Origin of the sequence: Paenibacillus sp. 4624 (assembly GCF_050435065.1) — a bacterium.
Taxonomy (GTDB): domain Bacteria; phylum Bacillota; class Bacilli; order Paenibacillales; family Paenibacillaceae; genus Paenibacillus; species Paenibacillus amylolyticus_D.
Genome location: NZ_JBNDJR010000005.1, coordinates 380,016 through 393,424, shown reverse-complemented (window position 1 = coordinate 393,424; position 13,409 = coordinate 380,016). Strand labels below are relative to the sequence as shown.

Sequence of the window (13,409 nt, the reverse complement as noted above, 5' to 3'; positions counted from 1 at the left end):
AGATGGCCCCCGTAAAAACAGGAGCCATCTTCTTCATTTTTTATGATGTGCTATAACGAAAATAGTCAAAGTCAGCATGCCTACGGGTACCGCCGAGATCCTGCACACAAAGACCAATATAGGTTCCCGTGAATCGGATATATTCTGGGGATTCATCACACAGATGAGTGATATCCGTCCACTCCCCTACCTGAATCCATGACGAATCATCGTTTATCGCATAGTAGAAGCAAGCACGATCATGCTGAATCACGGCTTTTAAACGAATACGACTCCCCGATTGCAATGGAACATCCTCCACAAGTTCATCATATACTCCACATTTAGACTGAAGGATGCCAATGCATAGTCCCTTTTCTTCTTGATACGTCACTCTAAGGTAAAGGTAATCCTGCGTATCGTAATAGAGGATCAGTCCTGCCATTTGCTGTGGATGATCAGGCTCGAATTCCAGACACGTTTCAGCTTCACACTCGAAAGCATCAAGTCTGCGAGCAAGCATGCTTTGTCTGTGTGTTGAACTCATCGATTCCATCCCATACAAACGTAAGTAGTCAGGACGTTCCTTCAGTGTAATCCAAGTTGCGTCGGGCGGGATACGAAGAGTATTCCAGTCGTTACAAAGTTCTGCTTGATCAAAGTGGTCCATCTCCGCTGTCGGTTCAAACGGGTGAAGCTTTATATTTGGTGCGGATACTTGAAGCTCTGGATATCGATCCCCGCTTGCAAGCCTTAACCATCCATCCTCGCTCCACGTACAGCGCTGCAGAGCCGTTTCACGTCCAAGGATACAGTGTTTCTCCTGAACAGGTCTGCCCACCAGATGTGCAATGTACCATTCGCCCGTGTGGGTCTCGACGAGACTTCCGTGACCTGCCTTTTGAAGTGGTAAATCCGTTCTTCCGTTTGATGTGAGGATCGGATTGTTCGGATCAACTTCATATGTGCCTTGTAATGTACGTGAACGGGCAACCGTCACAGCATGCTCATAACCTGTTCCGCCTTCAGCGGTTACTAAATAATAATAACCATTGTGTTTATACAGATGTGGTGCCTCTGTCAGCCCCAGTTCTGTTCCTTTAAAGATGTTGACGGCAGTTCCGACGAGCTTTTGCTCCTGAACCGAATACTCCTGAAGTACGATACCTGCAAAGCGGTTTTTGCCCTTACGGTGATCCCAAATCATGTTTACCAGCCACTTACGTCCATCTTCATCATGAAACAGAGAAGGATCAAAGCCGCTGCTGTTCAGATAGATTGGTTCAGACCAAGGCCCTTCGATATTTGTTGCGGTCACGAGGTAGTTGTGAGTATCTTTAAAAGCACCTATTCTACTCTTCACATCCGTATAGATCAGATAAAACACACCTCGATCATAGCTGAGACAAGGAGCCCATACACCTCCAGAGTTGATATTCCCCTCCATGTTTAACTGAGATTTTCGCGTCAATGGTGAAGGTAACGCACGCCAGTGAACTAGATCCTTGGAGTGATGAATGCGCACACCTGGAAACCACTCAAAGGTGGATGTAGCAATATAATAATCTTCTCCTGCCCGGCATATGGAAGGATCGGGATGAAAGCCGGTGAGGATCGGATTGGTAATCATGGTTGTGGTTGTATTCATGAAAGCAACCTCCGGTAAAAAGTAATAGCTATAAAACATGGCTGGCTAGCACATCGTAAAAGAATGGGCTGATTTCAGGACCTCAGTTCCAACCGAGCGCCTTTTTGCCAGCCTCAAGTGCAGTTATGATGCGGTCTACATCGTATACATTCCCTCTCCAGGTGCCTCCACTGACCGATTGCAACGCTGCCCACAAGCGTGTATCGTCAGGCAGTGCTTGGTCTGGTCGCATATCCGGATGAAAAGGCCGCTGTGCCAGGATCAGTGCTCCTTCTTCGGGCGAAACCTCGATCCCTTCAGCTCCGACAAAATTAACACTTCCCTCCAGCGTGTTACGATCCACGACAATGTCAATTAAATCACCGTTTCGCAACTTACCAATTGGTCCCCCGGCAAGCGCTTCGGGGCCAACATGACCAATGCACGCACCGGTAGATACACCGGAGAAGCGGGCATCGGTAATGAGCGAAACATGTTTTCCAAAGGAAAGATGTTTAAGTGCGGAAGTGAGTTGATACGTTTCCTCCATCCCTGTTCCGGATGGACCACGTCCAAGCAGGACAATAATATCACCTGCGAGTATTCCGCCTGTTTTAATTGCACGGATGGCTTCACGTTCAGTCGTAAATACCTTGGCCATACCCTTGTGACGATATACTCCTTGTTCATCGAGTACATCCGGGTCAATGGACGTAGATTTGATAACAGAGCCTTCGGGAGCGATATTGCCCGTTGGAAATGTCACGGTAGAGGAAATGCCCAGCCGCTGGGAGTGCTCCGCACTCATAATGACACTGTCCGGATCGATGCCATCGACCTCTTGCAATTGTTTTCGCATAACATGCCGACGCTCGGATGACTCCCACCAGTCCAGGACGTGGCTCAGAGATGTACCTGTTACCGTCTTCACAGTTTCATCCAACAAACCAAGACGTCTAAGGTGAAGCATAACTTCTGGCACACCACCGGCCTGAAAAACCCGAATGGTCGGGTAGAAAATAGGGCCATTGGGGAGCGCACTCACCAGTCTCGGAACATGTTTATTGACCTGAATCCAGTCCTGTACATTGGGCAATGTCAAACCGGCCGCATGTGCAATGGCAGGAATGTGAAGAAGCAGATTGGTAGAACCGCCGAAGGCTGCATGTACTACCATGGCATTGCGAATCGACGCATCGGTGATAATGTCCGCCATTCTCATCCCTTGAGTCTCCATCTGGATCAGTGCACGTGAGGATTGCCGAGCCATCTCAAGCCAGATCGGTTGCCCTGAAGGGGCTAGAGCGGCATGAGGCACAGTCATTCCCATCGCCTCAGCTACAACTTGAGCCGTGGCTGCTGTTCCTAAAAACTGACAGCCTCCGCCCGGGGTAGCACAAGCCCGGCACCCTAACTCAGATGCCATCTCCAGTGAAAGCTCTCCGCTTGAGTACCTTGCACCGATCGTCTGAATTTTCCCGGCGTCTTCTCCATCCGTAGGCGGGAGAGTTACACCGCCGGGAACAATAACACCTGGCAGCTTCGGCATACCCGCCAGAGCAAGCATCATCGCGGGCAGTCCCTTATCACATGTTGCTACGCCTAACACACCTTTGCGTGTGGGCAAAGATCGAATCAATCGGCGAAACACCATCGCAGCATCATTTCGATATGGCAGTGAGTCGAACATACCGGTTGTTCCTTGCGATCTGCCGTCGCAGGGGTCGCTGACATAACCGGCAAAAGGAATTCCGCCGCGGCTGGACAATTCATCTGCCGCGGCTTTCATCAGCAATCCAACCTCCCAGTGACCCGTATGATAACCGAGTGCCGTGGGACTGCCATCCTCATTGCGTATACCGCCTTGTGTACTTAAAATCAGATACTGTTTGCCGTTTAACTCGCCAGGCTTCCACCCCATGCCAACATTCTGGGACATGCCGAACAAGTCGCCACTTGGCGCATTTCGCAGTAAATCATCGGTTAGAGGCAGGCGCCCTTCCACTCCGGGAGCATGGGCTTGAATCGTGAAGAGGTCAGATTGATTTTGACTTCGATCAGAACCTTTTCCCCCGGAATCCACGGTCTCTTCCCCTGGTTTAGATGCTTTGTTGCTCGGATCAGGCGAATGTTCACCCATAATGGATCGAATCTGTTCGTACATAATATCCCTCCCCGCAGTTTAAGACTTCACGAAGACGGTTTTGATTGCGGTGAAAAATTCAATAGCGGCCTGACCTTGCTCTCTGGAATGGGAACTGGACATCTTCATTCCGCCAAATGGAGCCTGCAGCTCAACACCCGCTGTTTCCGCATTAATTCTTACAAGTCCAGCGTCCATATCACGAATAAACGAAAGCATCGATCCAACGTTTTGCGTATAGATTGAAGCACTTAATCCATAGTCACTATCATTGGCCAGCGCTATAGCTTCTTCAATGGAATCTACAGGCATTAAAGCCAGCACTGGGCCAAATATTTCTTCCCGAGCGATCGACATGTGGGATTCGACACCTTCAAATACCGTCGGCTGTACATAAAATCCTTCTGCAAGTTCAGGACTATCCGGTCTGTTTCCTCCGGCTAGTAGAACTGCACCCTCATCCTGTCCTTTTTGGATGTAACTCAGCACCGTATTAAGCTGTCCTTCACTTGCGCATGGACCCATCCAGCTACCGCCAGACATACCATCGCCCAAACGAATTTCCTCAACTTTTGCCAAAAGCTTTTCCTTGAAAGCATCATAGACTTTTCGTTCAATAATGACACGGCTGGTCGCCGTACATTTCTGACCCGTTGATTTCAGGCCGCCGCTAATCGTTCCTTCCACAGCCAAATCCAGGTCAGCATCAGCTGCAATGATAACCGGATTTTTGCCGCCCATTTCAAGCTGATATTTGGCCCCTCGAGCAAGTACAGCAGCACCGACCCGTTTACCCACTTCATTGGAGCCAGTAAAGGTAATTCCGTTCACATCTGGATGTTCAGCCAGTGCAGAACCGATAACCGAGCCTTTACCACACACCAGATTGAGAACGCCAGCCGGAAGTCCTGCTTCTTCAAAACATTCCAATACTTTGGCTGCCGTAACCGCTGTCTCCTGTGCAGGTTTCAACACAACCGTGTTGCCATAGATCAACGCAGGTGCAGCTTTCCAGATCGGAATAGCTACCGGGAAGTTCCACGGTGCAATTACACCAACAACACCAAGCGGTACACGCGTTGTAAACATTAAAGCTTCGCTGTCCGTGGACGGAATGACATCACCCGTTTTGCGCATGCCTTCACCTGCGTAATATCTCAAGATCGCGACACCGCGCATCGTTTCTCCTTTGGCTTCAGGGAACGTTTTCCCCATTTCTCTCGTCATCGCCTCTGCGACTTCATTCGCTCTGCGTTCCAGCACGTTTGCTGCTTGAAAAAGAAAATTACCTCGTTCAGCGCCAGTTAACCTCCGCCAAGACTTCGCCGCTGCTTTTGCTGCTGCCACGGCTTGATTCAGGTCTTCCACGCTAGAGGCAGGCACATGCCCTACCACTTCATTTCGATTGGCCGGGTTGATACTAGGTTCTGTTTTTCCGCTGGCAGCTTTCACCCATTCTCCGTTAATAAAATTGTTATAGGTCTGCTCTAACTGAAATGCGCTCATTGTTTTCATCCTCTCTAATCAGTAATTTGATTTTATAATTGTCGGATTGTCACGAGTTCGAAATAACGGGATTAATTAGCGTTCCGATGCTGCTGATTGAAATCTCGATACGGTCTCCTGGCTCAAGTGTAAAATCATTTGGCGGTACAATGTTAGTACCGGTCAGAAGTACCGTACCGTCGAACAAGTCATTGTCTCTTGCCAAAAACGAAACGAGTTCATCCAGCTTGCGGTTCAATTCACTCGTGCTGGCTTCACTTTTTACAATGACTTCTCCATTGCGGTAGATCTCGCAGATAATGCTGAGGTCATAGGGGTTCTGCACCGTTTCCACCAGTCGAATCGCTGGTCCAATAGCACAGGAATTGCGCCATATTTTGGCCTGCGGCAGATACAGCGGGTTTTCCCCTTCGATATCCCGGCAGCTCATGTCATTGCCTGCGATGTATCCTACAATGCTGCCATCAGCGGCAAGCACAAGTCCAAGCTCGGGCTCCGGAATCTGCCATGTGGAATCACTACGGAGCGTGACCGCTTCATTCGGCCCAATGGTACGTGCGGCTGTGGATTTGAAGAAAATCTCCGGACGTTCTGCATCATAAACTTTATCGTAAAAGGTGGTCGCATCCAGCTTGCCATCCGTTGCTTCATAATTACGAGCTTCCCGGCTGCGCTGATACGTTACACCTGCTGCCCAAACTTCGGGTGCTTCAATGGGATTGACAATATGCAGGGTTGTCCAATCGTCTGTCAGTTTGTTTACAGGTTTAAAAGCGCTTTCAACTAATTGAACCGTTGAAATGCCCTGTTCTCTCGCTTGGTAGATCAAGGTCATGAAATCGGTTTGTGGCAAACGATAGGCTTGTTCATCATCCGTCACGGCTGCCAGCCACTTCTGTTCTCCATCCAGAAATCGAATAATTCGCATGTAAGCGTGCCTCCTGTGCCCCTATTGGGTTGATAATTCTAGATTAGCATTCAACATGTCTCATGACGATGTTCTAATCACTCCGAGCATTTACCCTTTTCACGCATCATATTTCTGTTAAGATAAGGATATATCACTCTGACAAAGGGGTTGAATTGCGTGGCGAAGCATTCAGAAACGATGTATTTAGGCCGTTTGCCTGATGTTCGTCTGTCGTTTCAATTAATGGGGCTGCATGCCAGAAAAGCAGATTCGAACTGGACGTATCCATCCCATGAACATTCGATGTATGAAATTCACTGGATGATGGAGGGTCAGATGAGCATGGTGATCAATGGGAAACTGCATCAGCAGTCCAAAGGAGATCTTTTGTTCATTCGTCCAGGAACCACCCATGCTTGCACAGGGGCAGGGCCAGAAGGGTTTACCTATTTTTCGGTTCATTTCAGTGTACATGATACTTCTTTTTGCCGGGAACTCAACCGCTGCAAAGACACCTACTATCCAGCAGCATCGAATATGGCCATGGTCATGTCCCCGATCCTCTCTACGTTATATGATCTATCCACAGAGCATTTGTCTGAATCCTTATCCTCCTCGAAACAAATGAAGGTGCATGCCGCTGTATTTGAGCTTCTTGGCTCGCTCGTAGGACAGTTATCGCAGAACGCATCCGTTCCTGTATCCAGAAAAGAAGCGATTGCCCATCAGATCGCTGAGTATATCGAGGACTCGGTAAGATATATCCATTTACATAGTGAGATTCAGGAAACGAACCGAACCTGGATTCAGGATATTGCTAAATCGCTCAGCTTGAGCACGTCACAGGTCAATCGAATTTTTCGAGAAGTGTACGGTCAGGCACCGCGCAAATATTTATCGGAAACGTTACTGAACGAAGCCCAGCGGCTGTTAAAACAAACGGATCTGAATGTTGACCATATAGCCATGATGCTCGGATACAAAACGAATGCACATTTCAGCCGCCAGTTCAAACGGTGGACAGGCATTGCGCCAAGTGAATTTCGCATGCATGCCCAGCAGGATATGACGAATCTTATGGAAGACCAATAATACGTAAGATGGAGAAGAACATACTGTTTAAAATAAAGCTCAATTCCATGTGAAAAAGAAAAAGCAGCTCAAGGGTGAGTGCTCCCACCACGGGCTGCTTGGTATTTTTGAAGATGTAGTTTGCATCTCATGGTATACACGTTTGAAGAAATGAAATGTTGTTCATTTTTACGGGTGATTAAGTTAATTTACGTTAACCCAGTATAAATGAAGCCAGACTTGCGCTCCCCGTCCCGCGGTATGTAAAATACAAGGCCTGTTTTCCGTCCGGAATGTGAATCGCGGCTGAATACGACTCCCATACATTGGTGAAGTGTACCGGGATGGTTCCCAGAACTGGGCCGTCCCAAGCGGTTTTTACCTCAAAGGTTCCGTTGCAGTAGCCACGTACCTTAATCGTGACTTGCTGAATGCTGCCGCAATCAAAGTATTTAAAACCAGCTGTCGCAGATTCCGTCATATTGGCGATATATCCGGTTTCTTCGTCGCCATCTCGGCCATCTTGGGTAATTTTCGGAAAGCGACTGTCGAGCCAAGCGCCTGCACCAAATCCACCGGTATACAATTGTTCTTCTGGGGTAAAAAGGTTGCATGCAAGATAAGCGGGGTATTCGCCCCTACCTTCCAAAGGTTCTCCATTCAAACCACAAGAAGTCATTTCAACTTGAGGAATATATCCATCGGGTTCAAAAGAAATCTTCTCGATACATCCCTGCCGATTGAATGCATCTCCATTCGTATGTCGGTGATAGAAGATATACCAGTCTGTGCCGATTTCTACGATACTTCCATGATTGTTCCCACCATAATACATAGGCTTGCCAGCTGGCTTGTATGTATCGATATGAAGATCACAGTTGCTCACAATCACACCTTGATATTCGAAGCCTTGGGTTGGAGACGTACTGGTTGCGTAACATAATTCATGCATGACGACCGAGGAGTATACGAGGTAGTAGAGTTCTCCCCTTTTGCGAATCGAAGGAGCTTCAAAAAATTCATGTCCTTCATATCCGCTTCCATCACTATACGGCTGACTTGGGGCAATAAATACCGGTTCCTCCACAATGGTGATCATATCCGAGCCGAGCACTGTCGCCATTGCTCCATGTCTGGAACGGTCACCGGGTGCACAGAAGCCCGTGTAGAGATATGTGAACTCTCCTTCTGTCAACACACCCGGATCGAACTGCGGCTCATCCCCTTCTCGTTCCCCGAGCCGAGTGCCGTCTGTATATTGAACGTAACCATAGAATTCATATTTACCCGCAGGCGAATCACATACCGCTACAGAAACAACGGGCACTTTATCAAGTACATAATATAGATAATAGCGGCCATCCGGGCCAAGTGTCACATCGGGTGCATAAAGGCACATATGACCGTCCGGGTTCAGCGGATCATCTGTTTTTTGATAAATAAATCCCTCATTGCGCCAGTCTCCAAGGTTGTCTACCGGTGCGGACCAGCACACATAATCGTTCAGACAAAACGCATGTCCGTTAAACCGATCATGTGACCCGTAGACGTATACTCTGTCGTTAAACACATAAGGCTCGCCGTCAGGCACGTATTCCCATGATGGGAGATAAGGGTTTAAACCTTGTTTTTTCATTTGAAAATGCACTCCTTGTTTAGATTTATATGGTTTAGATTTAAATCGTTTAGTTCCTGTTTCAAGATTAGTGTTATACTGCTTTTTTCTATTGCAATCAAGCTAACTTTCGTATAATTAGGAGACAACGAGAATGTCAATGTTTCAATGGTGTTTTAATGTAACACATAGAACGAGACTCACAATACGCATGGTAAAGGTGAAAAACGATGAATACGATTTATTACGTTGAATATGATGCTGAGCATCACAGTCCATTTGTGTTTGATATACCTGAAGGTCATGATTGCTGGCTGTTGGTTATTACGCAGACTCCAGCACTGTTCTGGGTCAATGGTCAACTGAAAGAATTCCCGCCCTATTGTGCTGTTTTGTATCCGCCATATTCGAAAATATACTATCGCGCTTGCTCGGACCAATATGTGAACGATTGGATACGTTTTGCAAGTGATGAGCTCTATGTAACCGAAACATCTCTCCCTCTGGGGGAGCCTTTTGCATTGGACGATCCTGAATATTGTCATAAGTTGTTTCAATTACTTGTCGCAGAGCATTCTCTCCAGAACGGCTACAGGGAATCATCGATCGATTATTTGCTTCGAACATTGTTTAACAAGTTGCTCGAATCTTATGTGCAAAAAAATATCGGCCCGCAGCATTACCCTCTGATGAAACTTCGGACAGCTATTCACAACCATCCAAGTCACCCATGGACAGTGGCTGCGATGGCCAAAACCATGAATATCAGCCCGGGATACTTGCAACTCATTTATAAGAAATCATTTGGTTTGTCGTGTATAGATGATGTCATCCATAGCCGAATTCGCTTAGCAAAAGAGTACCTTAGATATCATCCCTATACGGTTGCAGAGATTGCGGACAGGTGCGGGTATCGTAATGTCGAGCATTTCTGCCGGCAATTCAAACAAATGACAGGTGTATCGCCTAAGCGATTCAAACATCAGTGAGTCGTAAGGAGAATCTGCGCTTCTGAAACAGACGTGTTTGTTTCTCCACTTTTCTTCGTGAATGGGTCGCGCGTGCTTATGATTTAAGATAAGGTTTTTAACACATGCATGCAATGACTTATCCTGACCGATTATTGATCAATCCTCATATAAGAGCAGTTGTTTGGCACTATACTTCGGTTCCATCAAGATTAATGGTAAAATAAACAAAAAAAGATGCCCACTAAAGGAGAGTTAACATGAACAAAAGACCGAGTAAAGAGGAATATGCAGCATTCTACGAAGGGTATATCAACCTTGTTCCTGAAGGAAATGTCATCGAGTTATTACAAAAGCAAGCGGAACGTGTGGAGAGCGTAATTCGCGCATTATCAGACGAACAAGCCAATTACCGCTATGGTGAAGGGAAATGGAGCGTTAAAGAGGTTTTTGGTCACCTTATTGATAATGAGCGAATTATGAGCGGCCGTTTGTTACGCATCGCTAGAGGAGACAAGACCTCTCTTCCAGGATATGATCAGGACACTCTTATGGAAGGTCACCCTTTTGAAGCATATAGCGTGGTTGATCTGGCTGAAGAATATGCAGCGGTACGGTATTCCACCATTGTACTGCTCCGCCGCCTGAGTCCGGAAGCTTGGATGCGTATGGGGCAGGTCAATGATAATACGGCATCTACTCGTTCCATTGCTTATGTGATTACTGGACACGAGCTGCATCATTTGTCAGTCCTTCGTGATCGTTATGATGTACAGATATAAGAGGTGAAGTGGAATTGAAAGGATCTTCAGCCTATTTGAGGAAAATACAGCTTAAACGGAATCAAATTGCAAACTACGATGAGTATCCTTTTGACTTGCCAATCATTCGTAATCTACATACGATGGATTTTCATCCCAAAGTTACGTACATTGTTGGTGAGAACGGGATGGGCAAGTCTACGTTAATGGAGTCCATTGCTGTGTCATGGGGATTCAATCCCGAAGGCGGCACCATGAACTTTACGTTTTCTACCCGGGCCACACATTCGGATCTGTTTCGTTATGTTCAATTAATCAAAGGCACACGACGTCCGAAGGACGGTTTCTTTTTCAGAGCTGAAAGTTATTATAATCTGGCAACAACCATTGATGAGTTGGATCGTGAGCCTTCCTATGGTGCTCCCATCAAGGATTCATATGGCGGTAAATCGCTGCATGAGCAATCCCATGGAGAGTCGTTTTTTTCCACGTTTGTTCATCGGTTTGGCGGTTATGGTCTTTATATTCTGGACGAGCCTGAGGCGGCATTATCGCCGCTTCGCCAGATGGCCATGCTTGCCCGAATTCATGAGCTGGTAGAGCAAAATTCACAATTCATTATTGCTACCCATTCTCCTATTCTGATGGCGTATCCAGATTCGCAGATCTATAACCTGACACCGGGAGGTATCGAGGTACAGACCTTGGAGGAAACCGATCATTTCTTGATCATGAAGGAATTTTTGAATAACAAGGATAAGATGATTCGGCAGTTATTTGAAGGGGCAGACACAATCGATTAAGGACTTCAACTACCGATTCTGATGCTGTCCCCTGGTCTGCTCCTGCAACTTGTCTTACTACTTCGCTAAATAAAAAAATAGACAGCTAATCTTAATGATTAGCTGCCTTATCTATTGATCACGCGGATTGCTTTATGTGAATATTCCTGTTTCGTTCTTAGCGCTTATAATAAAAATCCGGTATGCTCGTCCAGCGTCTTTTCAGTTCATGTGCGATAGCTTTCGGTTTGCGATCCCGTGTGAAAATGCCTTTCTTATTGCCTTGTACACGAATAATTCCTTGACTGGTGGCAAAATCAGCAAAGTTCCATACTTGTTCACCGACAAAGTGCTCAAATTCATCGAATACTTCATGGTTCGCTTTGTAAAATTCCACTTGGTATTCCTCCGTAAACATGACAGGTTCAACATCGTGCAATCCGGCAACCGTGTCTGCCCCGTATTCGGTCATCATAAAAGGTTTGTTCGGGCATCGTTTTAGCCAGCCATTGAATTCAGCGCGAAGCTTTTCCTTGGCAGCATCCAGATCCCCACCATCCACATACCAGCCGTAATATCGGTTAAAAGTGAGAATATCCAGCATCTCCGCAATCTGATCCTTCTCAGGTGAGGATTCCATTTGAGTAACAATGGTCACCGGACGTTTCTGTGGATCTAATTCTCTCGTTAGATCAATCAACGGTTTAAAATATTCATATGCTCCCTTTTCTTCAGAGGCAGGCTCGTTAGCTATATTCCACATGACTACACAGGGGTGGTTTTTGTCCCGCTGAATGAGTTCCCGAATGTCGTCCTGATGATGTTCGAACGTATCAAGTTCGTCCCATGTGTTCTTGAGCACACCTCCGCGATGAACGACCAGCATGTTCAGATGCATGCCAACTGCGGCCACCTCATCAATCACGACAAAACCTTCCCGATCAGCCAGCCGCATCACTTCTTCTGAATATGGATAGTGTGCGGTACGGAAGGAGTTGGCTCCAGACCATTTCATCAAATTAAAATCAAGCACATTGGCTGCTTCATTAAAACCTCTGCCATGAATGGTCGTATCCTCATGTTTGCCATACCCTTTGAAGTAAAAAGGTTTATCATTAATCAGGAACTTGCCTTCCTTCACTTCGACACTTCTCACCCCGAATGGCTGTTCATAAACATCTATTGTTTCTCCTTCGGTTTCCAGTTCTACACGCAACGTGTATAAGTAGGCATTCAGCGGCTCCCAGAGTCTAACGTCTGATATGATCATTGTGCCGGATTCGCCTTCGGATGCTGCAACCAAAGAGCCGGATTCATCGATAATTTTAGCTTTAACTGACGCAGATCCAACCACATCAATGGAATACTGAACCTGTCCATCCAATTCCGTTACGATCGTGACATCCTTAACATAGGTCGTTGGTGTTGTATATATTTTTACAGGGCGATGCAGACCGGCATAGTTGAAAAAATCAAAGTTCGGCAGATTGTGCACCGTTGTTTGTCCATTTGAATGTTGTTTCTCAATGATGGAACCAACGGGTAGTGTTGTTTCATCCACGATATTATTTACAGCGACGGTTAGGCGATTTTTTCCTTTGTGAAGGTAACGGTTTATCTCAGCTTCAAAAGGTAAAAAGCCGCCTTTGTGCTGAGTAACAAATTTCCCGTTCACATACACTTTGGCCAAATGGGTAACGGAGCCAAATCGTAGTACAACTCTCTCTTCACTCATCACACTCGGTAGCGTGATCTCCCGCTCGTACCAGACCCAGCCCACATGGTCACGAATTGTGGCGCTTACTCCGATATCATTATATGAAGCTGGAACAGCCATGCGCATCGGATCTTGGAGTTTTTCCTTTTGCCAATTTTCCTGAAATCCCTCTCCGGCATCCAATTTGAAATTCCAGATTCCATTCAGATCGATTAGATTACGTGTCTCGGTCAATATAGGGTATAACATATGAACCTCTCCTTCATTCTCTATAAAGTAGATGCTTCCTCTACCTCCTGCCTTCTACAGGTTGTGAAACGTGTCTCGGGT

At 46.6% G+C, this 13,409-nt stretch carries 10 protein-coding genes; 4 read left to right on the top strand and 6 right to left on the bottom strand.

Annotated features, from left to right (window positions below):
- Positions 1–40: 40 nt before the first annotated feature.
- The 4 genes from ABIE27_RS14500 to ABIE27_RS14485 form a co-directional block, all read right to left on the bottom strand.
- Complete coding sequence (locus tag ABIE27_RS14500; RefSeq protein ID WP_123066640.1) at positions 41–1,627, bottom strand: glycoside hydrolase family 43 protein; 1,587 nt, start codon at positions 1,625–1,627, stop codon at positions 41–43.
- An 82-nt stretch (positions 1,628–1,709) separates the two neighbouring features.
- Positions 1,710–3,770, bottom strand: coding sequence for a YjhG/YagF family D-xylonate dehydratase (locus ABIE27_RS14495; RefSeq protein ID WP_240037173.1), 2,061 nt, complete (start codon positions 3,768–3,770; stop codon positions 1,710–1,712).
- Positions 3,771–3,788: 18 nt separating this feature from the next.
- Positions 3,789–5,255, bottom strand: a complete 1,467-nt coding sequence (gene gucD, locus ABIE27_RS14490) for an alpha-ketoglutaric semialdehyde dehydrogenase GucD (protein ID WP_429350781.1) — start codon at positions 5,253–5,255, stop codon at positions 3,789–3,791.
- Between the two features lie 49 nt (positions 5,256–5,304).
- Complete coding sequence (locus ABIE27_RS14485; protein WP_123066638.1) at positions 5,305–6,183, bottom strand: fumarylacetoacetate hydrolase family protein; 879 nt, start codon at positions 6,181–6,183, stop codon at positions 5,305–5,307.
- 159 nt (positions 6,184–6,342) lie between these two features.
- Here ABIE27_RS14485 and ABIE27_RS14480 point away from each other — a divergent pair, with 159 nt between their 5' ends.
- Complete coding sequence (locus tag ABIE27_RS14480; protein WP_429350780.1) at positions 6,343–7,257, top strand: helix-turn-helix domain-containing protein; 915 nt, start codon at positions 6,343–6,345, stop codon at positions 7,255–7,257.
- A 193-nt stretch (positions 7,258–7,450) separates the two neighbouring features.
- On the opposite strand, the gene ABIE27_RS14475 is transcribed toward ABIE27_RS14480, so the two are convergent.
- Positions 7,451–8,872, bottom strand: a complete 1,422-nt coding sequence (locus ABIE27_RS14475; protein WP_123066636.1) for a family 43 glycosylhydrolase — start codon at positions 8,870–8,872, stop codon at positions 7,451–7,453.
- Positions 8,873–9,081: 209 nt separating this feature from the next.
- Here ABIE27_RS14475 and ABIE27_RS14470 point away from each other — a divergent pair, with 209 nt between their 5' ends.
- The 3 genes from ABIE27_RS14470 to ABIE27_RS14460 all read left to right on the top strand — a co-directional run bounded on the left by ABIE27_RS14470 (position 9,082) and on the right by ABIE27_RS14460 (position 11,383).
- A complete protein-coding gene (locus tag ABIE27_RS14470; RefSeq protein ID WP_123066635.1) occupies positions 9,082–9,840 on the top strand; it encodes an AraC family transcriptional regulator in 759 nt (252 codons plus the stop codon).
- Between the two features lie 239 nt (positions 9,841–10,079).
- On the top strand, positions 10,080–10,601 hold the full coding sequence (locus tag ABIE27_RS14465; RefSeq protein WP_123066634.1) for a DinB family protein: 522 nt from the start codon (positions 10,080–10,082) through the stop codon (positions 10,599–10,601).
- 35 nt (positions 10,602–10,636) lie between these two features.
- Positions 10,637–11,383 carry an AAA family ATPase gene (locus tag ABIE27_RS14460; RefSeq protein WP_429350779.1) on the top strand — a complete coding sequence of 249 codons (747 nt, stop codon included), beginning with the start codon at positions 10,637–10,639 and terminating at the stop codon, positions 11,381–11,383.
- A gap of 157 nt (positions 11,384–11,540) precedes the next feature.
- On the opposite strand, the gene uidA is transcribed toward ABIE27_RS14460, so the two are convergent.
- Entirely contained in the window at positions 11,541–13,328 is a 1,788-nt protein-coding gene (gene uidA / locus ABIE27_RS14455; RefSeq protein ID WP_429350778.1) for a beta-glucuronidase, read from the bottom strand.
- Between the last annotated feature and the right edge of the window lie 81 nt (positions 13,329–13,409).

Excerpts from the sequence above, each read along its gene's own strand:
- ABIE27_RS14500 (WP_123066640.1), bottom strand. The coding sequence starts at position 1,627 with ATGAATACAACCACAACCATGATTACCAATCCGATCCTCACCGGCTTT.
- ABIE27_RS14495 (WP_240037173.1), bottom strand. The coding sequence starts at position 3,770 with ATGTACGAACAGATTCGATCCATTATGGGTGAACATTCGCCTGATCCG.
- ABIE27_RS14475 (WP_123066636.1), bottom strand. The coding sequence starts at position 8,872 with ATGAAAAAACAAGGTTTAAACCCTTATCTCCCATCATGGGAATACGTG.
- gucD (WP_429350781.1), bottom strand. The coding sequence starts at position 5,255 with ATGAGCGCATTTCAGTTAGAGCAGACCTATAACAATTTTATTAACGGA.
- ABIE27_RS14465 (WP_123066634.1), top strand. The coding sequence starts at position 10,080 with ATGAACAAAAGACCGAGTAAAGAGGAATATGCAGCATTCTACGAAGGG.
- uidA (WP_429350778.1), bottom strand. The coding sequence starts at position 13,328 with ATGTTATACCCTATATTGACCGAGACACGTAATCTAATCGATCTGAAT.
- ABIE27_RS14485 (WP_123066638.1), bottom strand. The coding sequence starts at position 6,183 with ATGCGAATTATTCGATTTCTGGATGGAGAACAGAAGTGGCTGGCAGCC.
- ABIE27_RS14470 (WP_123066635.1), top strand. The coding sequence starts at position 9,082 with ATGAATACGATTTATTACGTTGAATATGATGCTGAGCATCACAGTCCA.